This window comes from Longimonas sp., assembly GCF_040409695.1.
GTDB lineage: Bacteria > Bacteroidota > Rhodothermia > Rhodothermales > Salinibacteraceae > Longimonas.
The window spans coordinates 1-23,801 of sequence record NZ_JARWGJ010000173.1 but is presented as its reverse complement, the minus strand read 5'-3'; the positions used below and the strand labels follow the sequence as shown (position 1 = coordinate 23,801).

Sequence of the window (23,801 nt, the reverse complement as noted above, 5' to 3'; positions counted from 1 at the left end):
GCAACCGCCGGCCGTGCATTTCGCCGGGCACCAGACCAGCGGCGCGTACTTGAAGCAGCTCCTTGCCCACCTCGACGGGAAGTCCGTCTTCGTGAATGTTATCTCGAAAAGCGGCACGACTCTCGAAACCGCTCTTGCGTTTCGCGTGGTACGACAGTGGATGGAAGACCGCTTCGACGACGCCGACGACCGCATCATTATCACGACGAGTCCGGAAGGCGGAGCGCTGAATGCGCTGCGAGAAAGCCATGCGTATACGCGTTACGTCATCCCTCCCGATGTGGGTGGGCGCTTTTCCGTTCTCACGCCGGTTGGGCTACTCCCTATTGCTGCAGCGGGCATCGACATCCGCTCGCTCCTCTACGGCGCGGTCGACATGCACCGCCACCTCGATGACCCTTCTGATAATCCGGCCCTACAGTACGCCGCGCTACGCTATGCTCTGCTTCAGAACGGATACGACGTAGAGGTGCTGGCAACGTTCGAACCCTGCCTGGCCAGCATTGGCGCCTGGTGGCAGCAGCTCTTCGGAGAAAGTGAGGGCAAGGACGGCACCGGATTATTCCCGGCAACGGTCGAGTACACCACCGATCTTCACTCGCTCGGCCAGTACATGCAAGACGGGCAACGCATCGTGACGGAAACCTTCCTCATGGCTGAGGACACCGGAGCCGACATACAGATTCCAGATAGCGAGGCTAACCTCGACGGACTCAACTATGTGGCCAACCAACCCATGAGTGCCGTTACGCAAGGTGCATATGAAGGAACAGCCCAGGCCCATACGGACGGAGGCGTCCCGAACTGTACGCTCTGGCTCGATGACATCAGCCCCGGCTCAATCGGCGGGCTGCTCTACTTCTTTGAACATGCCGTTGCCGTGAGCGGCTATGCACTCGGCGTTAACCCCTTCAATCAGCCCGGTGTTGAAGACTACAAGCGTGAAATGTACCAGCGACTCGGTCGCTAACCGCTGACCGTTTCCCCTACACAGCGCCTTCAGAGCAAGGATCGCTCGAATAGAGCCCAACTTGTCTACGCCAATGTGGACAGGTTGGGCTTTTGTTTTGTCTATTCTGGCGATTCGTCAGGTTATCCACAAAATCTGTGGATAACCTGTTGATAAGTCGGGCATAACTTCTGGATAACCTGCAAGTTACCCACACGTCTAATCTTCATGTGCACAACTACCCAGTTATCCACAAATGCTCCCAACTTATCCACAGTTATCAACACTGTGGATAACATGTCCGCTCAATTTGAGCTTTTGTCGTGGATATGTGGATAACATACCGAAATCTGCCCTGACGCGCCCGTGCCGACTTATCACGGCCCCTTTTGTGTGGATAGGTTGTGGATAACTCCCCTAAGTTATTCACATTGGGGCCCTCAGCATGTGCATAAAGAGGTTTTCCACATATCCACAGCCCCTACTACTAATACAGCTTTTTAATTTTAAAACATATATTACTATTATATAAGCATGTGGAAAACGCAAAAGCGACTCGATGCGTGATCATGAACCGATACACTCACGTATACCGCAACTGATCAGTTCGACTCCTGTACACTGAAGTATATCACCTACTCAGGTCTGCGTATTCTCTCGTGGTAATGTATGGGTCGGATAGCAGGCATTCTGCAAGCATGTCACATTGTCGGTCCATTGTTGCAGGTTTACCAATTCACAGTCCAGACAGACGTCCCATCGGTACGAAGCCAAACCGCACGTCCTGCTGTAGAGTGAACTTCGGCTGCAGCCGTTCGCCATCGCTCCACGACCTGCGGGTGTGGGAACCCAAACATATTGTAGGCTCCTGCACTAATCACGACATGGGTTCGGGCTGGGTTGGCAGTGGATTGAACGAAGGGAGACGTACTACTGGTGATGGACCCATGGTGGGGAGCCGTTACGATATCACTCTGCAGCCGGTCACCGTAGAGATCCACGAGTTGCCCTTCCAGTCCATGCTCAGCATCACCTGTAAAGAGTACCTGCACAGATCCATAATGGAGCGCGGTGACAACAGATTGTTCGTTATGGCCATGCAGCCCATCGCTGGCAGGGTTTAAAGTGGGGGCAAGCCCAACAACACGAGCATGCGCCCCCAAGGCAAGTGTATCTCCTCGCAGAACGGAGCGGTGCATAACGTCAAGGCTATCTACCAGATGGCGCACATCACGATAAAGCATGCCATCGTCAGGCTGACCATTGTCCCATACAGCATCTACAACTCCAGCACGTAAAAGAGCAGGCAGCCCTCCGATGTGGTCAGCATGTGGATGCGTAACGAGCACGGCGTCGAGAGAACGAATCCCTGCATAGCGCAGATGAGGAAGAATTGTACGCTCAGCAGCATCAGAGTGCGGCGTGCGAAGCCCTGCATCCACAAGCAGGTGATGTCCGTCAGGGGTCCGAACGAGCGCTGCGTCGGACTGACCAACGTCGAAGAAGAGGATGTCGAGTGTTGGCTGCAGTGGGCGTGAAGCCATCATCCCCCACACGGCGACCGTGAGCACAGCCAAAAGCGCCATAGCACCGTGTTTGGAGCGCCACGTACGCATCCCCCCAAAGACAAGAAGAACAGCTGACAGTGCCGCTACGACACCGGCTGGCACGTAAGGAGCAGCCCACTGCCAGTGTCCAAACGCGGTGGCCCCCCAAGACGCCACCGCAACAAGAGATTGAGTAAGCACGTCAGCTGCTGCGCCAAAAAGCATCGCTACGCTGGGTAGAAAGCTGGTTACGAGTGTAAGGATACCTGCAGAGAGTGCAAGCGCCGTGATAGGAATCGCAACTACATTGAGAAGAAGCCCGGCTATTGATACAAATCCAAAGTGGAGGAGCAGAAACGGAGCTGTTCCAAGCAGCGCTGCCGCCGACACCGTAACCGACTGTGTCGTTGACCGGAGGGTTTTGCCCCGAGTGCACCATGCCGGCAGAGCGTTCATAAGCTTCGGGTTGAACAGCACGATACCCGTAACGGCCGCAAATGAAAGTTGAAATCCGGGATCATAGAGCGCTGCAGGACGCATCCAAAGAAGGATGAGACCAGCTGCACCAAGGGCATTCAGCGTAGCATAAGACCGCTGCGCGAGCGACCCGCCAATCAGAATGGTTGCCATAATCGCAGCGCGCACAACCGATGGGCGCGCACCCGTAAGGGCAACATACGTGACCAACAAGAGCAGCGTAAAGGCAGCCCGGCTTATGTCAACGCGGCGCTGCGGCCACCCGAGGCGCATGAGCATTGGGCGTAAGAGCTGGTAGACAACCAGGCCTACGAGCAGCACGTGGAGTCCCGAAACAGCGAGCAGGTGCATGAGCCCCGTTGCAGCAAAGTGGATTCGGTGGTCTGGGTGTACGTCGCTGCGATCGCCCAGGAGCAGCGCTTGCTGAATGCCACGCGCTGCATCGGTATGCACGTGGGTGTTCAGCTGCTCGTAGACGAAAGCGCGCATGTGATGCACGAGGCGGTCGTACCCGGCAGGAGCTGAGGCCCGGTGCACAACGTCTTCTGAAGAAGCAACCCGCAACGTCCAGTAGATTCCATGCTGACGCAGGTAGGCGCCGTAGTCAAAATCGGCCGGGTTGCGCGGTGCCGGCGGAGGGCGCAAGCGTCCTTGCATCTGCCAGCGCTCCCCGGCTATGACCGCAGGAAAGGCCTCGGGCATGTCGGCCCACGCAGAATGTTGCCACCGCACCTGTATCTGATCCCGGATACGAAGCGTGTCAGTGGCTGTGAAGAGGCGGTCTGCCTCAAGCACGAAACGGACAGACTCCTCTGAGGCGATAACCGGACTCCGGATCGTGCCAGCCACCTCTACGGGGAGCGAAGACCCTATAAAGGAAGTGGGAAGCGTACGCAAGCTGTTTGGAGGTGGGCTCTGCCAGAGCGTATATCGCAGTCCGCCAGTGGCAACCAGCACGACGAGTAGCGAGAGGGTGTAGAGCGTTGGGCCCAGGCTAACCAGGTGCATGTGCTGATGCCAGATACCGAGCATGATGCCCAGCAATCCTGTAGCAAGTATGCCGGTCCACACCATCCATGTGAGAAAACCGGCTGCTGCTCCCGCTGTGCCGAGCGCAAATGCAATAGCACAGGCCAGAAGCGGAACGGTGTTTGGCGCAGGCATAGGGGGAATACGTTGAACCAGGGCAAGACACGCACAGCCACATATGCACATGCAGGACACTACTGGACAGGCAGATGCAACGTAAAAAGTGCACTTGTGCGAATCAGGTGTGAAACCATGGGGTTTGCAGACACATCCGGAATCAGCCCACGTGCGGAGCAGATAGGATGCGTCTGCATTCACTTATGACCTTCTCCCTCTGCCAATGAGCTCTCGACGACAAGCGCGCGAGCGTGTGATGCAAGCGCTGTACGCCCGTGACTTGGCGGGTGGCAAGCCACGCCATCATGTATACACCCTGATTGAGCCTGAACTGGAAGGGGATCCGGATGTCCTTGAGTTCGCTCAGGCGCTTTTCAAGACCACGGCAAAGAACGAGCGGCAGATTGACATCTATCTGAAGGCGCACCTGGATAACTGGGAACTCGACCGGATCTCAGCGATCGACCGGGCGGTGCTGCGTATGGCTACATGCGAGCTGCTTCACTTTGAAGATATTCCCCCCAAGGTTACGATCGATGAAGCCATTGAGATCGTGAAACGCTTCAGCACCCCCAAGAGCGGCGACTTTGTGAACGGGATTCTGGACTCGGTGCTAATGGAGCTCTATACCTCAGGAGATCTCAATAAGACCGGGCGCGGCCGTGTTGGCATGGATGCCATTGCTGAGCGGGCTTCGTAGGTAGTCACCTCATATTCTGCATGCACATCTTGTACGAAATTGATACGCCTTGAACCCAAACTCGATGGAAAGGTATGAGCCTCACGCAGTCAAAAAATAACAGTACGTTTATTTTAAGCATGTTGCTTCGTAAACTACAGCCTGATCACCATCCTTTCCACTTGCGTGTGTGCTACTAAGGCGCTGACTGTAGCCGCTCTGGTTCTCGCCCACGTGCAGCATCATTGTCTACATTATGGGCCTTATCGCCATAGGAGATATCCACGGATGTGCCGCATCGCTCGATGCACTGCTCAATGAAATTGAGCCTACCGAGGACGACCATCTGCTTTTCGTAGGTGATTATATCGACCGCGGACCAGGGTCGCGGGCCGTCATTGATCGTCTTCTGGAGCTGAAAGAGGTCCACGAGTGTACGTTCCTGCGTGGCAACCACGAGGCACTGATGTTGGACTACCTGGATGCCGGCGCTTTTAACCTGTGGCGTATCAACGGCGGCATCACAACCATGCAGAGTTACCTCTCTGAAGACGGTTCCGAAGTCGTTATTCCTGAAGAGCACGAAGCATTTGTCCGCAACACAAAGCTTTACTACGAGACCGACGATTTCTTTTTCGTGCATGCCGGGCTCAAAGCAGATCTCACGATCAAGGAAAACATAGATCAGTTTGGCGAGGAAGTATTCCTATGGGAGCGGGCCCATCTCGACGCAGACTCGTTCGCCTGGGAGAAGCCGGTTGTGTGTGGGCACACGCCGCATGCAGAGCCCATCAATCGTGATAAACTGCTGATGATCGACACCGGGTGCGTGTATCACGAACAGCCCGACATGGGAACGCTTACCGCTGTACGTCTGCCCGAGCGTTCATTCATCGAGGTGAGTTACGCCGACGGCACGCCGGCAGTCCGGTAGCGCCCGGCTGAAGTATCTGCCAGTACCCCCGCAGTCTTCTGGGAGACGGGGCCGGTAAGCAGATGCATCCTGGCTTGATACCCACCAACATGCCCGCATCTCTGACGACGCTCTCTCGGAGCGTCTCTGTATCCAATCGCTGTTACGCGATATCCGGGTGAAGATGGCGCCTGGCTGCCCTACAAACGCGCTGCCATGGCACAATCGCAGTGGTGTCTCGTCCGATGTATGCGCTGTTTTCTTGCACAGGTGGGTCCTGCTGGGACGGATCTGTGCAGGCGCCCCCACGGGTGTGGGTGCGCTTCGTATACTGTTGAACTGTTTTCTCGCTTATGTCTCTTCGCTGTGGTTTTGTAGGCCTTCCCAATGTGGGAAAGTCGACGCTTTTCAATGCCTTGAGCAATGCCGGTGCTGAGTCGGCGAACTATCCGTTTTGCACAATCGAGCCGAACGTAGGCGTGGTGCCTGTGCCTGATGAGCGCTTGCATACGCTGGGTGAGCTCGCTGAATCGGCAGAGGTAATCCCGGCCAGCATCGAGTTCGTCGATATTGCCGGACTGGTCGAGGGGGCAGCGGAAGGCGAAGGGCTGGGCAATCAGTTTCTGGCCAATATCCGCGAGGTCGATGCGATCATTCATGTGGTGCGCTGCTTCGACGACGACAACGTTGTGCATGTATCAGGGAGCGTAGACCCGGCCCGCGATATCGACATTATCAACACAGAACTTCTCCTCAAAGATCTGGAGACAGTAGAGAAGCGTGTGGAGCGTACGCGCAAGCCCGCCCAGACGGGCGACAAAGACGCGCAGAAGAAGCTGGATACGTACGAGCGCCTCTACGACCACCTGGCCGACAGCAACCCTGCACGCACCTTCCCGGCAAAGGAACGAGACCGCCCGCTGATCAAAGAGCTGTTTTTGCTAACGAGTAAACCGGTCCTCTATGCTGCCAATGTCGACGAGCAGAGTCTGCCCGACGGCAACGACTACGTAGACGAGGTGCGTGCCATTGCTGAGGCGGAGCAGGCCGAGGTCGCAGTCATATCAGCTGAGATCGAGTCGCAGATTGCGGAATTCGACGATGCGGCAGAGCGCGAGCTGTTTCTGGAAGAGCTTGGTCTCGAACAGCCCGGGCTGGAGCGGCTCATTCAGGCAGCGTATCGGCTGCTCGGGCTCATCACGTTCTTCACAGCCGGTCCTAAAGAGGCACGGGCATGGACGATTCGGGAGGGCACCAAAGCACCACAGGCAGCAGGCACAATCCACACCGACTTTGAGCGCGGGTTCATTCGTGCCGAAACGATTCACTTCGAGGATTACGTCGAAGCAGGTTCAGAGGCTGCGGCTCGCGATGCTGGAGTGATGCGGGCTGAAGGCAAAGACTACGAGGTCAAAGACGGAGATGTCATGCTTTTCCGGTTCAACGTGTAGGCAGGTCGCCCGCCGGTATCCGTTCAGGCGGATACATAGGCGTATGTTCGCTCACCCATATCGCCCCATCCATCAAATGCGAACTCATTCTTGGGCGTTGTGAAAGGATCGATGCTGGTTTCGGTCCCGTAGGTGTGCGCGCTGTGTATCTGCTCGTATGCCTCAAATGAGAGGTCGTAGCGCGCATCCAACTGATCCTCGATGGTGAGCGCTTCGATCTCAGCACGCCACCCGGTGCACACGGTCTCGGCGTGCACCTCGGCCTGGGCGCCCGACCCATACGACCCGACCAGCATGCGCTTGCCTACGAGGTCGTTGTCGTGCCTGGCCGCTTCGAGGAGCGCGCTGGCACGGGCCACATGCACCGAGCCGGTGTACCAGTTCCCTGTGCGACGAGAGAGCGAGAGCGTAGGAGCAACGGTGGCCGTATACCACGTCTGGAACGGTTCGGTATTGCGAATCGCCTTCTGGTAGTCGTAGCGCGCCTTTTTGTACGCATCCGCATCGTCGAACGCATCAGGTGAAGGAGGCTCGCCCACAAGTCCAAGTAGGGTTTCTTCCTCATCGGTACCTGCGATGAGGTGGCGGTAGGTCATGAGAGCCGCTTTGCGCACCATGCCCGGAAAGGGGGTGTGGAATGGCAGGTAGGAAACATCTGCTTTGTGGATGCGGCCCGCTACCGATTCATAGTCGTGCAGCGCCTCACGAACCCGGTCAAGATAGACCCCGATAGATCGCCGTCCGTCAACGCTCGGAAACTGCTGATTGGGTTTCAGGAAGTCCGTTTCATCTTTGCTGCCAATGCCCTGCTCGGTCGACAGCGCAACGATTGAGGGCGTTTCGGTGATGTACAGCGCAACGGCTCCGGCACCTTGCGTCGCCTCGCCTGGATCGTCGCGCTCATACAGCGCGGTATCGGTCACGACGACGAGCGCCCCACGTCCGCGGTGGCGCTTGGCTCGAATCCAGTTGCAGGCGTCGTCGACTGCCTGCGTGCCCGAGAGGCACGCAAACTTGCGTTCGCCCTTGTTGGCATGCGACAGGTCGCCTTCGAACACCTGTTCCAGGCAGCCTGCAATGTATGTGGATACGGGCTTGGAGCGATCGAACGACGATTCAGTGGCTACATCGATGCGCCCAATGTCGTTGAGCGTAAGCCCCTTGCGCTCAATAAGACGCTTACAGGCATTCGCGCCCATCGTGACAATGTCTTCGTACACGTCCGGAAGCGAGGAACCGGTAAGTCCGAGGCCCTTCGTGTATTTGGCAGGGGCTTCGTCTTTCACCGGAGCAAATGTATTCGGCAGGTCAAGAACCAGCTTACCGGTCCATATTTCCATTGCGTCGATGCCAACAGATGCCATATCGGTGTAGGGGCCAGAGAGAGAAGGTCGGGTATGTTAAGAGACGTTAAGGAGGAGCACGTCGGTGTAAAACACCAAGCGCGACAAAAATGAACCCACTTCTTGGTTCGCGGGTACGGAAACGCAGAATACACCGCTCCAAATAGCTGCACAAGCAGAGCCAGCACCAAGGTGCACAGCAATGCGGACAAGCTTTTTGGATGCACCAGCCCCGAACAGTGCGGGTTCCAGCGGTGCACGGTCTCTGTCATCCATTACGTTTCTGTCGCGTTTATCTTTCTTTACTATGCGTATCTGGGTTATCTGTGGATTTCTTGCGGGGATGTTGTTTGCCGCAGGCTGCAACGCTGAATCGCCAACCGACACATCGCCAGCCTCCGAAACGGCGTTCGTTCCAGCGTCGCCCGCCGATTCGTTGGCACTGCGTCTGTACGAGGCGCACGGAGGCGAGGCGTGGGAGGCTGCGCCCTACCTGCGTTTTGACTTTGCTGTAGAGCAGGGCGAACAGCAGCGCGTGGTAGCACGCCATCTGTGGAACCGAACAGCCGGCACGTACCGGGTGGAGTGGACCAACAGCGAAACAGACTGGGTGGCTCTGCTTGACCTGCATAGCGACGACGATCCTCCTGTAGGCCAGGTCTTTCAAGACGGCGAAGAGGTCGTTGGCGAGGCTGCGGATGAGGCGCTCCAGCAGGCCTATCAGCGCTACATCAACGATACGTATTGGCTGCTTGCTCCTCTGAAGGTGCTCGACGAAGGCGTACAGCGGACCTACGATGCTGATGCATCTACGGCTGGCCGCGAGGTGCTTCACCTCTCGTTTGGCGACGTAGGACTTACGCCAGGTGACCAGTACTGGCTGCACGTTGACAGCGAGACAGGGCGGCTTGTAGAGTGGGCGTTTCATCTTGAGAGCATGCCTGAGGACGCGGAGCGTCGCCGCTTCATATGGACAGGCGAAACCGCGTTCGATAGCGCAGCGGGGCGCATCCACTTGCATACCCGAAAAGAAAGCACCGAAGGCAACATGGCTATCACGATGCCGACGCTCGATCTGCCAGAAGCGGTAGACGAATCGCTCTTTACAGACGGCACCCCAAATCGGCTTCAGTAGCGGTTGCGTGTAGATAGCGCAGCGCTTCTGCCCGGCCATAGCCATTGGGCCGGTTATATCAACTCGTTGCAATACGGACCGAGACGCACGCATGGATTATCGGCTTCAAATCGCAACGCGGTACCTGTTTAGTCAGAAGCGCGTGTCGCTCATATCGATCATTACAGGACTCTCCACGGTGGGGGTAGCGTTGGGCGTGGCAGCGCTGATTGTTGTGCTTTCGGTCATGAACGGCTTCTTCGACTTTGTGCGCGACCTCATGGTCTCGCTGGATCCGCACGTACGCATCGAAAGCACAGAAGCGCCCGGACTGGCTGAGGCTGCAGATCTGGAGCGGCTTGCTCTTCAGTACGACGACGTGGCCTCGGCCTCTGCATTCGTAGAAGGCCGCGCCGTTCTGATGCAGCGCGAAGGCACCGGTCCGGTTCGCACAGTGGTTACGGTGCGTGGCGTAGCACCAGAAGCAACCAATGAGATGCGCGACGCTATGCGGTACGGGCAGTTCGATATCGCCTCTGACATTACGGGGGATAGCCGCGCCGGGATTGTGCTGAATACCGAATTGGGGCGCTCGCGCGGGCTGATGCCGCAGGAGGGAGACGATGCTCCGGTCGTTGGTCTTATTTCGGCAGCAGGCATCGAGCAGAGCCTCACCAGCGTCTTCAGCGTACCACGCCTGCACTGGTTTGGCGTGCGCGGACTCTTTGATATGCAGGCGGTACAAGACGAGAATCGGGTGTACATTGGCGTGTCGGAGGCGCAGCGTCTGTTCCGGCTCGGCGATCGGGTTTCGGGGATTGACATTCGCCTGCACGACATTGAGCGCGCTGATGCGCTTAAAGCACAGCTTGAGCGCGATCTCGATGCAGATGCGTTCACGGTGCGCACCTGGTATGACATGCAGCGTGCGCTTTTCGACGTGATGCAGCTTGAAAAGTGGGGCGCATGGGCGATCCTGTTTCTCATCGTTATTGTTGCCGCGTTCAATATCGTAGGGTCTCTGACGATGGTGGTGATCGAGAAACGACGCGATGTGGGGGTGCTTCGTGCGCTGGGTGTATCGGCACGCAACATTCGCCGCATATTTTTGCTGGAAGGCGCTCTCATCGGGGCGGTAGGAACCGGTATGGGGGCCGGACTTGGGCTCGGGCTGGCGCTGGCACAGAAGCACTTCGCTCTGGTGCCACTCAGCCAGGCCGAGTCGTTTCTGATCGACGCCTACCCGGTGGTTATACAGACCGCTGACGTGCTTGCTGTCGTCGGGCTTGCATTCGGGTTGTGCGTTGTGGCTGCGCTGTATCCGGCAGCCCGCGCAGCATCGGTGGCTCCTGCTCAGTCCATTCAAGGGGATATGTAGACCGTGTCTTCATCAAAAGCGCGATGGAACCAGGCCAGTCTGTAGGCAATTACACTATGTCTTAACAAACAAATGGGGTTAGATCCGTCTACAAAAAGACTGTCAACAGACAATGCACAGCCCCGAGTCTCTTGCGCTTTTTTTTCGCGCCAGAGGCAGGATGGTTCAACGACAACCTTCTCCGAGTAAACGACGGCCCTCGCTATGGCACGGAAAGACGACTTGACCGGCAAAGGCCCGGTTTCAGGAAATACGGTATCGCGTTCCAACAACAAGCAGAAGCGCCGCTTTCAGCGCAATCTGCAGAAGAAGCGGTTCTACATTCCGCATGAGGATCGTTGGATTACGTTGAAAGTGTCGGCAAAGACGCTGAAAACGATCAACAAAAAAGGCATCCAGGCTGTGTTGAAGGAGGCGCGTCGGCAAGGAGTCAACGTGTAGCTGAGCCAGAAGCGCGCAGTTGACAAAGCTGTATGGCGCTAAAGAACATGCTCGGCTTTCACGTGCTTATCGAACCATGCGCTGTGCGCGTGCTGTACGCCAGCAGAGGCCGTGCACAGATGTACTAAGGATGTACACATAGATACCAAAAACGATATGGCAAAAGGAAACCGCGTTCAAGTTATTCTTGAGTGTACCGAGGCGCCCGGAACCTCGCGTTACCATACCACCAAGAATCGTCGTAACACCACCGACCGGCTTGAACTGAAGAAATACAACCCGGTTTTGCGTAAGCACACCATTCATCGAGAGAAGAAGTAATCATGGCTAAGCAAAAGAAAGGCGGTGCAGCCAAAAAAATGGCGCGTATCGTATTTGCCCAGAAAAAAGAAAACGGACATTACAGCTTCCGCCAGAAAATGGTGCCTTTGGATAACGTGAAGGAGGAACTGAAGAAGAGCCGTAAGAATTAACACGGAGCAGGGTGCAGCGGTAGCGGCAAACCAGTCGCAACTGAGGCACCGTAGCAGCGTGGCACGGTGTTGCAAACCATCTACCTGCACGCTGCATTTGCAATGTACACACGGGGCGTGGCGCAGTCCGGTTAGCGCACCTGCTTTGGGAGCAGGGGGTCGCCGGTTCAAATCCGGCCGCCCCGACTATCTACGCAGCCGCACAGCATACGGCGTGCCTCGAGCATGCGCTGTGCGGCACGGGCGTAGGTTGACACCCATGTGCAACACAGTCTCCCTGCATCTTTCCCTGCGCCCGTAGCTCAGTTGGATAGAGCAGCGGACTTCTAATCCGCAGGTCGCAGGTTCGAATCCTGCCGGGCGTGCGTTTCTGCAGAAGGTTAGCCACTCCATGTGCAGCACGGCGCTGCCTCTGGAACCTGTTACTTCTGCATCCAATAAAGCAATCTACCATCTACGGTGACGTGGCCGAGTGGTTAGGCAGAGGCCTGCAAAGCCTTGTACGGCGGTTCGAATCCGCCCGTCACCTCCCTTACTGCATACGTACTGTAAGCAAACATCTTCTGCTTGCGAAATATGAAGAAGCCCTTGTCTATCACAGACAAGGGCTTTTTGCGTAGTGGATAAGAAGGCTAATACGTATGGTGCCTGTCCGAATGTCCGAAGAGCAAGCACCGGCGAGCAAGCTTCCAGGGACAAAGATTTATCCTGGGGCTTGCACAGCCTGAGGATAAAGCCTGCTCTTATTTCTTATAAAACCTTGCTTACTAAAGCATAAGAAGTACCTACTTATATGGCCCGGGCGCTCCAGGCGGTCCTGTTGAGCTGAGGCGCAAAGCTACGCCCCAAGGCAAACGGTCCGTAATTTCGGCTCACCGCTCCGCATGCGAAACCCACTCGGCATCCAGGTTCTGCCCCAGTGGCACTCGCTTCCGCCTGTGAGCTCAAAGTCCGGTAGTTCCCATTTCACTACATCGGGCCTTACCTGTCGATGGAGGGCATGTCGGAAGATGTAGAGGGCACGTCGTCTATGCCGGCTTGCCCGTTACCGTGTCCGACCCGGTCTGTATGTGTCCATAGATAGTTTTCGTCTTCAAGCCACTGCCAGAGCGCAGGCAAGAAGGTAATGGCAGCGAGGAGCGTTGCCCCAATGCCCACAACAGCGAGCAGCCCGATCGACTGCAGGCCAGGATGAAAGCTTATCAGCAGGCCCCCAAATCCAATGATCGTTGTGAGGGATCCGATGGTGACATGCTCACCTGTGGAGCGCAGCACGGGCCAGATGCTACCGAATCCCTCCTCGCGGTAGCGATGCACCAGGTGCACCCCCGCATCGTTTCCGATGCCGAGGACAGCAGGCAAGACGACCATATTGTAGAAGTTGAGACGCAGGTCAAAGAGCTGCATGATAAGAAGCATCCAGAGCACCCCCACGACCAGCGGAATGAGCGCAAGCGCGGCCCATCGCACGCGACCAAAGTTTACGTACATCAGCAACATCACGATCAGAAACGTAGCTGCAATCATGTATGGGGCCTCCGCTTGCATCAGCCGGAGCATATCGGCTGCTACGATCGACGTAGAGCCGGCGTGATATGTGGTGCCGTCGTCCAGTACCACTGTACCTACCTCCTCAGCAAACGCCATAGAGTTGCGTCCGTCAGAGAGTCCGACCGACGGGTAGACCATCACAAAGCGGCCCAGTTCGCCATCGCGCGTGGTAAACTGCTTGCGCAGGAAGTCGGGCACATCCTCCAGCGGAATGGGGGCTGTAGTCTGTGCGGCACGGCGTAGCCGCTCCATATCTTCCGAAGTATCCTGGCGCAGATACTGGTTCTCGTTAACCGTTTCACGAATGGAGGCGATGCGTTCCAGCTTCTCACGCTGTGTCTCTTCCGTAACGGGAAAGCGCTCCTGTAAGCTTTCCACAGCCAATATAGTAGACCCTTCTTGCTCCGCGCGTTCGCGCAGCGCATCTACAATACGTGGCACATCTTCCTGGGTATCTGCAACGATGTAAGCTGGGTTGCGACGGTCTTCGTCGCCGGTGCTTACTCTGTTGATCACGTCGGCCCGTTCGCGGTACTCTTCAAACACAGGCTCAAGCGATCCGAAGTCATACTCAAACTGGGCCTGTGGAAGAAGAACGAGAGAGGCAATGACCGCGACGATGCTGGCAATGATGATACTACGTGCCCAAGGGTATCGGCGCTCATCAACATCGACCGCATCGCGCGCAGCCGCTGTGCGCCCGCGTAGGTCAATGAGCGAAAGCCGCTCCAACACGGTGAGCAGAGCAGGCATTACCACGGTCATAGCAAACAGAGCGAAGAGTACGCCGATGCCCGCAATGACGCCAAATTCACTGAATCCCTTGAAGTCGGCCGCATAAAGCACGAGGAGGGCCGATGCAGTCGTAAGAGCACCAATAGCAATGGCCTGACCGGTGCTTTGGAAGGTTGTTTCAATAGCATCGGAGATGCGAGCGCCCCCGCCTCGTTCTTCGGCATAGCGCCCGTAGAAGTGAATCCCGAAGTCGATGCCAAGTCCGAACAGCACAAGACCGAGCGTGGACGTCATGAGGTTCAGCGATCCAAAGGCGAGATACGCCACGCCGCCTGTCCAGAGCAGGCTCATGAGCAAGGGGCCGCCGATTACGAGCGCCATGACAGGCGCACGCAGCACCTCACTGATGAGCACCCGTCGGTCTACAGTGCGGCCTACGCGTGCGCTGTACGACTTGTACATGAAGTACAGCATCACAAACAGAAGCAGCACGGTAACGCCAGCCCCGAACGACTCGGCGACATCTGTCTGAATAGTCTGTATTTCGGTAAACTGCCGGTAGAGACGTCCGGCCAGGGTCACCTCCATATTGGCGTGGTACCCGGCAGGCTCCATCTCGGCAACGAGTGCCTCCAGGTCGTCGTAGAGCTCGCGAATAAACCCGATATCGGTGCTGGTAGCCGTAGGGTAGAACCGCACGACCATGGTTGTGCTGTCGTCCGAGATCGGATACTCTGTGCCGATGAGGCGGTCGTACATAGCCTGCAATTCAGCCCCGTCATCGTCTTCCTCATCCTCATCAAGGTCGAAGTAAAACGGATTAGCTTCGAGCTTAGCCTGCTCGATCGTGTCTTCCAGAAAGGCGTCGACGCGGTCGAGCTCATCCTGGGAGGCAAAGTAGAGCGCGTTATCTTCCAGAAACTCGGTTTCGCGTCTGTACTCGACCCGAGACAGGTACGGCTCGCCAGTGCTTTCACGCGTCAGGTCGAGAGCGCGAGGGATCAGGTCTTCCGCAAATGCTTTATTGGCTTCAAACGACGGACTCTGGATTCCAACGGCCAGGTCGCTTTCGCCGCCTACGTTATCGCGGAGCCGCTCCAGGGCCTGTACGCTGTCGTAGTCGCTTGGGATCAGCTTCGAAAAGTCGGTGTCGATGCGCAGGTTTTGAGCAAAGAACACCCCGATGGCCGATAAAAGCACTGCACCAGCCAGGACCCATCCGGCATAGTGAACGACGCACTGCATAAAGGGGCGCAGGGCCCGAAAAAGTCGGCTCATAGTAGAAGAGGCATCGTGGTCAGACGAAAGCGGGATAAGGCAACGGCGAGCGCCTCATCGGGTTGATGGAGATGCTATCGAGAGTGGTGGTCTGGGCGCTGGATCTGAGGGCGTATCTCGATTTTTCCAAAGTCAGCCTTTGATTCTGAGCCCGTCTCCGTAGAGTCGGTCCATAGCGAGATGCCGATGGGCACGTCGGGAGCGCTGCGTCCAAATACGCTGTCATAGTCTTCGACGACATCGCGCTCAATGGTTACCCACTCGCCCACGTTCCCGTCTTGGCCCGAGGCCACAACGATGACGCGCAGGTTTGTAAAACTGACTACAGTGCCTACAGGCAGCGTGCTGCTGTAGGTGTATTTGATGCTACGTGGCAGGCCCAGCCAATTCGTTTCAAACGTGACGTATAGGGCAGCCCCGGTATCGTTGAGGCTATTGCGGTCTTCGCGTGCTCCTTCAGGCAACTTCTGGGCGCGCCAGGTCCACCGCAGCCGGGGATACTCGTTCAGATCCCACCGGATGCCCCCCTGCTCGCCGTTGGCAGCCAGTGACATGCGTATGGCTTCGCCACGGCTCTCGCCACGAAGAAATTTTTTGCCGTCTTCCTCCGTAACGTAGAATTTTTGGTTCTCATCCATGTGGCGCTCCATGGGTTCGAGTGTACCGCTGCGTTGGGCATGCCCCCAATTGGAGGGGAGTTCCCCAACGGCAGTGCTCTGGAAGTCTTCAACGACGATTCCATCGCTGCCTGTGCTTTGTGCCGAAGCTGGGATAGAAAAAGCTCCAACAGCCAATATGAGGAGGTATGTGTTGCCCAGGTGGGCCAGGTAATGTGTAAGGTCAGGGCGCATAGCACTGCGAGCAGTCGACAAAAGCATATTCAGAACTAACATGGATCGGGGGGCTATTTGAGGAGAACCGTAGTCGATGCCTTATCGCTGTAAGAGGCACGTGTCGTAGGGCAAGCACCGGTGCTTTATTTCGTTATGATGCGACCTGCGCTATGTCTCACTGTCTCACTGGCTGCGGGGTACACGGGGGTACACGTACTATATAGCCAATAGATGTGCCATGGCGCACGTAATCGATGGAATACAGAGAGGAATACAGAGAAAGAGACAGGTGCTTCACGAAATCTAACGAGGAAAGGGACTCCATTACTTATCTGTGGATGGCGTAGGCTTAGCTATCTGCCTTAATGCCTATATAACATGCCTCTCGTTGCGTGGCACATGCCTACAAAGCATTACGCTCTTAAGCAATCATCGTCTACTTTTGTAAACGGGTAACGGGCGACAACTATTTAGGAAAAGCTGCATCATCCTTTTTTGGGTTAGTCACGTTCAACGTGCATCTTGGGCTGTTCATGATCGGGCTAATTTAGCCCGTGTAACTATTTGCGCCACAGGTACGGTTTAGCGCGAAGATTCCTGATTTCGCGCCACACTTTATACTGTTTTGCTTTTTATAACAGCCGCGTTGTACGCAGGGAACGTCACATCGGCTCGGCACTACGGCGTGTTGTAATATCTCATACTCTGGCAACTACGCCCCTCGTTTTTGTGACTGTCAAACAGCGCCTGCGTCGTTTCTGGAGGCGATTTAATGAAAGTCCGTATGCAACCCCGATCAAAAGATGGGGGCAACGGCTTCTGGTTGTGGGTATTGTCGGTGTAATTGCCTATCAGCTTTTTGAAATTGGGTGGGCGGAAGTGCTGCGGTCGCTTCCCACAGAGCCACTTTTCTACATCCTGTTTTTCATCTCGTTCTTTACGCTTTCCATCGCGGAGATATTTATCTATCGCCAGGTATGGCCGCTGTCGCGCTGGAAGCTGTTTAAGGCATTTCTGACAAAGCGTGTGTACAACGATGAGGTGATGGGGTATTCTGGCGAGTTCTATCTCGCGGCCTGGGCCCAGAAAAACTTGGGTATTGACGTCAAAGAGATCGCTAAGCATGTACGTGACAACAATATCCTTTCGGCGGTCGCATCAAACACGGTAGCGGTTGTACTAATCGGGCTCCTCATTTTTACCGATGTGATCGGTGTTGAAGATGTCTTCGGTAATGTTGACGTGATACACGTACTGGGCGGCGTGTTCATCATCGCGGTTGTAAGCGTTCTATTTGTACAGTATCGCGAGTATATATTCAGCTTACCATTGCGCACGTCGCTCATCGTGTTTAGCATCTACCTTACACGGTTTGTGATTCACCATGGCCTGTTAGTAGCGCAATGGGCCGTTGTGCTGCCCGACGTGCCGCTATCCACCTGGCTCATCTTTGCAACGGTAATCATTATTGTGAAGCGCATTCCATTTATTCCGAGCCGCGAGCTGGTATTCATGTGGGCTGGCATCGAACTGTCGCGCACGTTGAACATGGCTACAGCCTCTGTTGCGGGTATGTTGCTCGTAACCAGCGTGCTGAAGAAGCTAACCAACCTGGTCTTCTTCCTCATTCTGTCGTACACGCAGAGGCAGCCGATGGCGGACTCAACGAGCGCGGACAGGGCAGACGATCGTGCGTCTTCTGCTTCCGAGGCGCCAAGTGCATGACTTCATCCCTCCTTCCTGCGCGCTCATTTTTAGACACTACGTAGCCATGGATGACCCGCATGTTGACCCGTCATCCCGTAATCAGTCGCCTATTGATGCGGTCGTAACGTGGGTTGATGGAAACGACCCCGACCATCGTTTAAAGCGTAGACGAGCATCAGGGTACCAAGAAGAGGCCGATCAGCAGGGTATGCTACGCACCGGAAGTAGCGAAACCCGGTTTCAGGATAACGGCGAACTATACTACTGCCTGAAATCAATCCGTGCATTTGCCCCGTGGATTCGGCGTGTCTACCTTGTCACAGACAATCAGCGGCCCGATTTCTTGGATGCACACGACGAGCTCCCGGAAGACATACGCGTTGTAGACCACACGACGATTTTCCGAGGGTACGAGGAGGCGCTTCCTACGTTTAACTCGCGAACCATAGAAACCGCGCTCTGGCGCATACCAGGGCTCGCTTCTCGGTTTATCTATTTAAATGATGACTTTGTCTTGGTTGCGCCCACCCAGCCGAGCACCTTCTTCGCAGATGATGGGGTTGTGCTACGGGGCACGTGGAAGCGCCTCTCGCGCTTTGGCCCAGTTCGAATGTGGGTTAACCGGATCGCGACCACAATAGTAAAACAGACACTGGGGATTACCCGGTCGATGAACCATCTTCTGCAGATGCGCTCTGCGCAACTGGCTGGATTCGAAAAGCGGTACTTCGACGTGCCCCATGTCCCTCACCCGATACGCACTGCAACCCTGCGATCCTTTTTCGACGATAACGAGGAGCTCTTTGCATCAAACATCCGGCATCAATTTCGGAGCACAGAGCAGTTTTCCGCGATATATCTCGCACACCATCTTGAGATTGCGCGCAACCGTGCCGTATTAGAGGGTACAGACGGCGTGACAATGATCAACGGGGAGATGAGCCTGTCTTTTCTTCTGGAGCGCAAGCTTCGCCAAATCCGAAAAGGTAGATATGCTTTTACGTGCTTGCAGGGGTTTGAGAAGTTTAGTCCAGAAGTCCAAGCCAAGATAGAGGCAACCCTCAATGCACGAATGGACGTACATTAGACGGCGTTTACAAACGCTTTTGGACCCGCGTGTCATCAGGTGATAGGTCGTCTGTTGCGTTGCATGTGAAAAGGACGCGCCTTAAACGGCCTATGTACGGATATTCATTGGATGTCCACGGGCTACTTGTAGAGGGACTGTGCGGACCGTTTCTATTTACTTGCGCATCAGCTATTATATAAGTTCTCGTTCTGTTTGACTGAATTAATTGGTGCTTCTCTCATGGCCTACCCCTACGACCAGATCGAAGTCGGCGACTCGTATTCGATGAAGCGGGTCATCACAGCAGAAGATGTACAGACATTTGCCGATATCACCGGAGACGATAATCCACTTCATGTAGATCCGGACTATGCAGCAGAAAACTCGCGTTTTGGCAAGCCGGTTGTACACGGCGTGTTCTTGCTGGGCCTTATCTCGAAGGTGCTCGGACGCGACTACCCGGGGCACGGAAGCATTGCAGTGGGTATCTCGTGTCGCTTCTTGCGCCCCGTGCCTGTAGGGTCTGAGGTGACCGTTGAGATCAAGGTGTCGGACAAAAATGAGGAGCGCGAGCACATTAAGGTGCGAACGTACGTCTACCTCGATGGAAAAATGGCGCTCGGTGGCGAGGGCACGGTCATTCCGCCGTCAGAAAAAGATGTGGCCTGGGCCAAAGCGCATCAAGACGGCGTATCGTAACAGCGGCCTCCCCCAGTTGCCTTCCCCCTGCACGGGTTCTGTCTGCTATTGCATCAGATGTGCAGGGAGACGTATAAGACGGGTAGCGGGAAGATGTTAAGTGATTGACATCTGGTTTACACAATCGCAGCCCGCTCAAACCCCCTCTGTCTTCGACATCTCCCCCTTAGCTAAGGGGGAGAAACCCGTAGAGAGAGGGGATTCGAACAAGACAAAACTGCGGTGCTCGATCATCCTATCATTTAGCGTTTATCCACTACCATAAGACGTACAGGTGAGCAGCGGCAACACGTTGCTTGATGAGAGCGCTGCTCGTTCAGCGTGGCAGTTTTAGTATACGGCCAGGCTCGATCATCTCGTCTTCGTCAACCTGGTTGATGATCGCCAGATCGCTGAGCGAGAGGTCTGAGGGCAGAGCCGACTCGTCTACAAACGACCGGAAGGGCGCGCGCTGCGACACTTCATGTAGGCCTACCCGGGTGGGCTGCCGGTTTAGTTTGTCTGCGTCGCGCAGCGGTGCAAATCCTTCAATCGTGCGAGCAAACACGTCGCGGTACGTATCATAGCGGTCGCGGTTGGTTAGCCCCTGAAAGACAAGCTGCGTGCCCTCATGCTCGAAGAAGTAGGCTACAACGCGCAGGGCCCCCCCGCCTTGCTGGTCTGCCTCACCGAGTACACGCTGCGCACGAATGCCGTTGAAGCTACGCGTGCTGCGGTCAATCACGCGCAATCCTTCTTGACTGGCGAAGGCCTGTGCCGACGCTTCTGGACTGTCTTCCTGCGCAAACGAAAGCCCGAGAATCGCTTGCTGGTTAGGTTCTACGAGTACAACCTGACGGGCCTGGTTCACGACCTGATACTGCCGAGGTACCGGAAACTGAAAGCGCAGGTCGGGATGGTAAAATGTGTTGTTTTCGGTGAAGCCCTGACGCGGGTTCTCGCCAAGCACGAGCCCTTCAACCGCGTTTAGGTATTCCGCTTCGTTTCGTTCGGTCATTGGCGTACGCTGGCGCCACTCATCGGCCATTTCACGCACGCGGACCTCACGGTTACCTGGGTCGGGGTGCGACGATTGCCAGGTTGGAAGGGTCTGCCCGCTCTGCTCCTGGATGCGCTGCAGCGTGGTGAAGAACGCAGCCCCTTCGCTGGCCTCGTAGCCAGCAAGAGCCGCGTACTCGACGCCCAGTGCGTCAGATTCCCGCTCGTGTCCTCGGCTGTAGCTGAGTGAGATGAGTTGTGAGGCCGCACCCCCCAGATTCAAGATCTGACTACCAGCCCCTTCTCCGATGAGCCCCTCCCCCAGTACCGCTCCACCGATTAATCCAATCTGAGTGAGCTGCTGACGGGCGGCGCGCTGCGAAGCGTGCCGGGCGGCAACGTGAGCAATCTCGTGCCCCAGCACCACCGCAAGCTGCGCCTCGTTATTCATGTGGGCCAGCAGTCCGCGTGATACGTAGATGTACCCGGCCGGGAGGGCAAAGGCGTTCACGATCGGACTGTCGAGCACCCGAAACGTGAACTCGGTTTCGCGAAATTGGGCGGGGGTGTCAGTGCGCCGCATGTGGCTTTCAGCAAGCACACGCCGCGCCACGCGATCCACATACGCTTCCAACTCCTCGTTGTCGTACACCCCGTACTGCTGCTGAATCTGCTGGTCGGCCTCGCGGCCCAGCTGCTTCTCCTGCTCCCAGGAGTACCCAAGGGCGCGGGTATTGCCAGTGACAGGGTTTATGCCGCGCGTGCATCCTGTTGCCAGCAAGGCTACAGCCAAGAGAAGCACGGGCCAGAACGCCACACGGTGCATCCACAGCATGTCTGTCTGGCGATGTTGGGTAGGCAGCGTATGCGGATTTCGTTGCATGATGTGCGTGGCCGTCAGTAAGATATTGGGTGAGATATTGGATGCAGCATGGATATAGCGCTCGCAGCTATGGCGTTACGACGATGAGACCGAGGCGGCGGTTTCTGATAGATTTTCGGAGGATGCATCAGAACGAACGCGGGCAGCCCCGTCGTTGGTATCCACACGAAGCAACTGGTGGATCGGTTCGTGAAAAGGTACGCTCGCTTCGAATGGAGCAGCGCGCGTGCTGGTAATAAAACTCTGTCCGATGTCGTCGGACTGCAGTAGCTCCATGAAGACCTCGGTGCGGGCGGTGTCGAGCTTCCCGAAGGCGTCGTCGAGCAGAAGCAGAGGCTTGCGGTCTAAGGTGTCGGTGAGATAAAAATACTGGGCCAGCTTCAGGGCCATCGCAAACGTGCGGTGCTGGCCCTGCGAGGCATAGCGCCGCACCTCAAGGCCGTCGAGCCGAAAGATCAGCTCGTCGCGCTGCGGACCCACGAGCGTCGTGCCGCGCTTGTACTCATGGTCGCGCTTTTCCTGCAGCCGGTCTCGGAATGCTTCAGCAATCGAACTGGACTTGTCAGGAAGGTCGGTTGAACCGGTTGGAAATGAGTCGTACTCGATCGTTGGCTTTTCAGCAACGGTCTGGATGCGCTGGTATGCATCCTGGAGGTACGTGGTAAACGTGCCTAAAAACGTCTTTCGCCGCGCGACAACGCGGCTGCCGAGCTGCACTACTTTCTGGGTCCACGGAGCCAGCAGAGGCTCGGGCGGAGGCGAGGATTTCTTGCGGTACTGCCGCAGCAGTTCGTTACGCTGCTTGCGTGCCCGGTTGTACTTCATGAGCGTATTCATGTATGCCGGATGCGCCTGGCTCAAGATGTTATTCAGAAACCGGCGTCGCTCATCGGGACCTTCGGCTGTAAGTGCGTGGTCTTCGGGTGAAAATACAACAACTGGAAGCTGGCCGACAATATCGGCAAGGCGCTCCAGCGGGGCGTCGTTTACAAATACCTGCTTGCCTTCATGCGGAACGTACACCAGTTTGACCGTCATGGGGCGGCTACGTACTCCAGTGAACGTGCCTTCAAGCTCAAAGTACGGAGCCTCTTGCCGAACTGCATAGGTGTCGTTCGATGCAACGAAGCTTTTGGTGAGGCAGAGATAGTGGATAGCCTCCAGCGTGTTGGTCTTCCCAACGCCATTCGACCCCACAAGCACATTTACCTTAGGGGTAAAGTCGACCTCGGTGTGCTTGTGAGCACGGAACGAGCGGAGGCGAAGCGATTCGAGTGTCATAAAAAGCTGGAGCCGAACAGAAACACGGAACTATCTAAACGGCGTACCCAGCTTCCGGTTTTGTTCATGAAAGTGGATCTGTCGGAAACAGGGAAGCTGAACCAGATAATCGAGCTTATGCACGTGCTTAGCGCTCAAGCGCTCGTCTGGCTTCCAGCTACAGACTCGCCTATGCAGACAGGCGGTGCGAGACTACGTGCGGACCCGTACGTCGCACTACATCACACACGTGCTTGTACCCACAGCCAACAACGCGTGCCTGCTTTTTCTTCATGACCATGCTTTAGGGGCAGGAAAGTGGTCAGTGAAACAGTTCGATGTCGAAATCCGCATCAGAGGCGCTGAGGCTCTGTATCACAAAATGTTAGCTGCAATAGGGCAATAGGCACGACGGGTTCTGAATACGACCCATATTTTACTTATACTATAACGAGTCTGTGGAATACGCCCCCAGGATGAGTGCAGTGGAATTGCGTGAGAGCGCTTCTGCCCACCGGAAAGATCGCTCGCAGCACATTAGGTAGTGCACATGAGGTAGTGCCTGAAAAGTAAGCGCGTAGCCTGCGAAGTGTTTTCAGACGCTGCATAGTCCTGCGGATACCCGACAGACAAGCGTAGATGCCGTCAGTCACGCATTTCCGGTTTTGCCAGTGTCGTCACTGTCGTCATCTGGCTCCTCATTCGGATCCTCTGGCGGATGATCGTCTCCGTTGTCGAACCGGAGTGTATTCACAGGGAGAGAGTGCACAGGTATAAAGTCATTAATCATATTATTTGGGTAGCGGTAAGATGTTAAATGATTGTCTGTGGTTTACATCATCGCAATCTGCTCAAACCCCCTCTGTCTGCCGACATCTCCCCCTTGGCCAAGGGGGA

Annotated in this window: 18 protein-coding genes and 3 tRNA genes; 15 read left to right on the top strand and 6 right to left on the bottom strand. The window is 56.0% G+C overall.

Features of this window, described 5'->3' with window-relative positions; translation table 11 throughout:
• Window positions 1-970 (top strand): phosphoglucose isomerase-related protein (locus PPP56_RS10645; protein ID WP_353564023.1); only part of this gene is annotated, 970 nt, incomplete at its 5' end.
• 707 nt (window positions 971-1,677) lie between these two features.
• On the opposite strand, the gene PPP56_RS10640 is transcribed toward PPP56_RS10645, so the two are convergent.
• Window positions 1,678-4,137: a DNA internalization-related competence protein ComEC/Rec2 gene (locus PPP56_RS10640; protein ID WP_353564022.1), complete on the bottom strand. Its 2,460-nt coding sequence runs from the start codon at window positions 4,135-4,137 to the stop codon at window positions 1,678-1,680.
• Between the two features lie 205 nt (window positions 4,138-4,342).
• On the opposite strand from PPP56_RS10640, the gene nusB reads away from it, so the two are divergent.
• From nusB to ychF, 3 genes are all read left to right on the top strand, one after another.
• Window positions 4,343-4,819: a transcription antitermination factor NusB gene (nusB, locus tag PPP56_RS10635; RefSeq protein WP_353564021.1), complete on the top strand. Its 477-nt coding sequence runs from the start codon at window positions 4,343-4,345 to the stop codon at window positions 4,817-4,819.
• A gap of 235 nt (window positions 4,820-5,054) precedes the next feature.
• Window positions 5,055-5,732: a metallophosphoesterase family protein gene (locus PPP56_RS10630; RefSeq protein WP_353564020.1), complete on the top strand. Its 678-nt coding sequence runs from the start codon at window positions 5,055-5,057 to the stop codon at window positions 5,730-5,732.
• A gap of 332 nt (window positions 5,733-6,064) precedes the next feature.
• Window positions 6,065-7,162: a redox-regulated ATPase YchF gene (ychF, locus tag PPP56_RS10625; protein ID WP_353564019.1), complete on the top strand. Its 1,098-nt coding sequence runs from the start codon at window positions 6,065-6,067 to the stop codon at window positions 7,160-7,162.
• 23 nt (window positions 7,163-7,185) lie between these two features.
• On the opposite strand, the gene PPP56_RS10620 is transcribed toward ychF, so the two are convergent.
• The gene (locus PPP56_RS10620; RefSeq protein ID WP_353564018.1) at window positions 7,186-8,526 is read right to left on the bottom strand and encodes a hydroxymethylglutaryl-CoA synthase; all 1,341 of its coding nucleotides are present in this window, start codon (window positions 8,524-8,526) and stop codon (window positions 7,186-7,188) included.
• Window positions 8,527-8,812: 286 nt separating this feature from the next.
• Here PPP56_RS10620 and PPP56_RS10615 point away from each other — a divergent pair, with 286 nt between their 5' ends.
• The 8 genes from PPP56_RS10615 to PPP56_RS10580 all read left to right on the top strand — a co-directional run bounded on the left by PPP56_RS10615 (window position 8,813) and on the right by PPP56_RS10580 (window position 12,440).
• Window positions 8,813-9,640, top strand: a complete 828-nt coding sequence (locus tag PPP56_RS10615; RefSeq protein WP_353564017.1) for a hypothetical protein — start codon at window positions 8,813-8,815, stop codon at window positions 9,638-9,640.
• Window positions 9,641-9,731: 91 nt separating this feature from the next.
• On the top strand, window positions 9,732-10,997 hold the full coding sequence (locus PPP56_RS10610) for an FtsX-like permease family protein (protein ID WP_353564016.1): 1,266 nt from the start codon (window positions 9,732-9,734) through the stop codon (window positions 10,995-10,997).
• A gap of 204 nt (window positions 10,998-11,201) precedes the next feature.
• The gene (rpmB, locus tag PPP56_RS10605) at window positions 11,202-11,438 is read left to right on the top strand and encodes a 50S ribosomal protein L28 (RefSeq protein ID WP_353564015.1); all 237 of its coding nucleotides are present in this window, start codon (window positions 11,202-11,204) and stop codon (window positions 11,436-11,438) included.
• 156 nt (window positions 11,439-11,594) lie between these two features.
• Window positions 11,595-11,759: a 50S ribosomal protein L33 gene (rpmG, locus tag PPP56_RS10600; RefSeq protein ID WP_098061231.1), complete on the top strand. Its 165-nt coding sequence runs from the start codon at window positions 11,595-11,597 to the stop codon at window positions 11,757-11,759.
• 2 nt (window positions 11,760-11,761) lie between these two features.
• Entirely contained in the window at window positions 11,762-11,911 is a 150-nt protein-coding gene (locus PPP56_RS10595) for a hypothetical protein (RefSeq protein WP_353564014.1), read from the top strand.
• A gap of 111 nt (window positions 11,912-12,022) precedes the next feature.
• Window positions 12,023-12,097: transfer RNA gene (locus tag PPP56_RS10590), tRNA-Pro, on the top strand.
• A gap of 105 nt (window positions 12,098-12,202) precedes the next feature.
• Window positions 12,203-12,276: transfer RNA gene (locus PPP56_RS10585), tRNA-Arg, on the top strand.
• A gap of 93 nt (window positions 12,277-12,369) precedes the next feature.
• Window positions 12,370-12,440, top strand: a tRNA-Cys gene (locus PPP56_RS10580).
• 452 nt (window positions 12,441-12,892) lie between these two features.
• On the opposite strand, the gene PPP56_RS10575 is transcribed toward PPP56_RS10580, so the two are convergent.
• Together PPP56_RS10575 and PPP56_RS10570 are read right to left on the bottom strand one after the other, a co-directional pair.
• Window positions 12,893-15,475 carry an efflux RND transporter permease subunit gene (locus tag PPP56_RS10575; RefSeq protein WP_353564013.1) on the bottom strand — a complete coding sequence of 861 codons (2,583 nt, stop codon included), beginning with the start codon at window positions 15,473-15,475 and terminating at the stop codon, window positions 12,893-12,895.
• A 74-nt stretch (window positions 15,476-15,549) separates the two neighbouring features.
• The gene (locus PPP56_RS10570; protein WP_353564012.1) at window positions 15,550-16,326 is read right to left on the bottom strand and encodes a DUF3047 domain-containing protein; all 777 of its coding nucleotides are present in this window, start codon (window positions 16,324-16,326) and stop codon (window positions 15,550-15,552) included.
• 711 nt (window positions 16,327-17,037) lie between these two features.
• Between PPP56_RS10570 and PPP56_RS10565 the strand changes: the two genes are divergently transcribed.
• From PPP56_RS10565 to PPP56_RS10555, 3 genes are all read left to right on the top strand, one after another.
• Window positions 17,038-18,033, top strand: a complete 996-nt coding sequence (locus tag PPP56_RS10565; protein WP_353564011.1) for a hypothetical protein — start codon at window positions 17,038-17,040, stop codon at window positions 18,031-18,033.
• A gap of 46 nt (window positions 18,034-18,079) precedes the next feature.
• The gene (locus PPP56_RS10560; protein ID WP_353564010.1) at window positions 18,080-19,102 is read left to right on the top strand and encodes a stealth family protein; all 1,023 of its coding nucleotides are present in this window, start codon (window positions 18,080-18,082) and stop codon (window positions 19,100-19,102) included.
• Between the two features lie 222 nt (window positions 19,103-19,324).
• On the top strand, window positions 19,325-19,783 hold the full coding sequence (locus PPP56_RS10555) for a MaoC family dehydratase (RefSeq protein ID WP_353564009.1): 459 nt from the start codon (window positions 19,325-19,327) through the stop codon (window positions 19,781-19,783).
• A 316-nt stretch (window positions 19,784-20,099) separates the two neighbouring features.
• Here PPP56_RS10555 and PPP56_RS10550 read toward each other — a convergent pair whose 3' ends face one another.
• Both PPP56_RS10550 and recF read right to left on the bottom strand, forming a co-directional pair.
• A complete protein-coding gene (locus PPP56_RS10550) occupies window positions 20,100-21,644 on the bottom strand; it encodes a M48 family metalloprotease (protein ID WP_353564008.1) in 1,545 nt (514 codons plus the stop codon).
• Window positions 21,645-21,719: 75 nt separating this feature from the next.
• A complete protein-coding gene (recF, locus tag PPP56_RS10545) occupies window positions 21,720-22,925 on the bottom strand; it encodes a DNA replication/repair protein RecF (protein ID WP_353564007.1) in 1,206 nt (401 codons plus the stop codon).
• Between the last annotated feature and the right edge of the window lie 876 nt (window positions 22,926-23,801).

What these genes read in the sequence shown, in the direction of transcription:
- rpmG (WP_098061231.1), top strand. Translation starts at nt 11,595, where the DNA reads ATGGCAAAAGGAAACCGCGTTCAAGTTATTCTTGAGTGTACCGAGGCG.
- PPP56_RS10595 (WP_353564014.1), top strand. Translation starts at nt 11,762, where the DNA reads ATGGCTAAGCAAAAGAAAGGCGGTGCAGCCAAAAAAATGGCGCGTATC.
- PPP56_RS10620 (WP_353564018.1), bottom strand. Translation starts at nt 8,526, where the DNA reads ATGGCATCTGTTGGCATCGACGCAATGGAAATATGGACCGGTAAGCTG.
- PPP56_RS10560 (WP_353564010.1), top strand. Translation starts at nt 18,080, where the DNA reads ATGGATGACCCGCATGTTGACCCGTCATCCCGTAATCAGTCGCCTATT.
- PPP56_RS10615 (WP_353564017.1), top strand. Translation starts at nt 8,813, where the DNA reads ATGCGTATCTGGGTTATCTGTGGATTTCTTGCGGGGATGTTGTTTGCC.
- recF (WP_353564007.1), bottom strand. Translation starts at nt 22,925, where the DNA reads ATGACACTCGAATCGCTTCGCCTCCGCTCGTTCCGTGCTCACAAGCAC.
- PPP56_RS10610 (WP_353564016.1), top strand. Translation starts at nt 9,732, where the DNA reads ATGGATTATCGGCTTCAAATCGCAACGCGGTACCTGTTTAGTCAGAAG.
- nusB (WP_353564021.1), top strand. Translation starts at nt 4,343, where the DNA reads ATGAGCTCTCGACGACAAGCGCGCGAGCGTGTGATGCAAGCGCTGTAC.
- PPP56_RS10550 (WP_353564008.1), bottom strand. Translation starts at nt 21,644, where the DNA reads ATGCAACGAAATCCGCATACGCTGCCTACCCAACATCGCCAGACAGAC.
- PPP56_RS10555 (WP_353564009.1), top strand. Translation starts at nt 19,325, where the DNA reads ATGGCCTACCCCTACGACCAGATCGAAGTCGGCGACTCGTATTCGATG.
- PPP56_RS10575 (WP_353564013.1), bottom strand. Translation starts at nt 15,475, where the DNA reads ATGAGCCGACTTTTTCGGGCCCTGCGCCCCTTTATGCAGTGCGTCGTT.
- ychF (WP_353564019.1), top strand. Translation starts at nt 6,065, where the DNA reads ATGTCTCTTCGCTGTGGTTTTGTAGGCCTTCCCAATGTGGGAAAGTCG.
- PPP56_RS10630 (WP_353564020.1), top strand. Translation starts at nt 5,055, where the DNA reads ATGGGCCTTATCGCCATAGGAGATATCCACGGATGTGCCGCATCGCTC.
- PPP56_RS10640 (WP_353564022.1), bottom strand. Translation starts at nt 4,137, where the DNA reads ATGCCTGCGCCAAACACCGTTCCGCTTCTGGCCTGTGCTATTGCATTT.
- PPP56_RS10570 (WP_353564012.1), bottom strand. Translation starts at nt 16,326, where the DNA reads ATGCGCCCTGACCTTACACATTACCTGGCCCACCTGGGCAACACATAC.
- rpmB (WP_353564015.1), top strand. Translation starts at nt 11,202, where the DNA reads ATGGCACGGAAAGACGACTTGACCGGCAAAGGCCCGGTTTCAGGAAAT.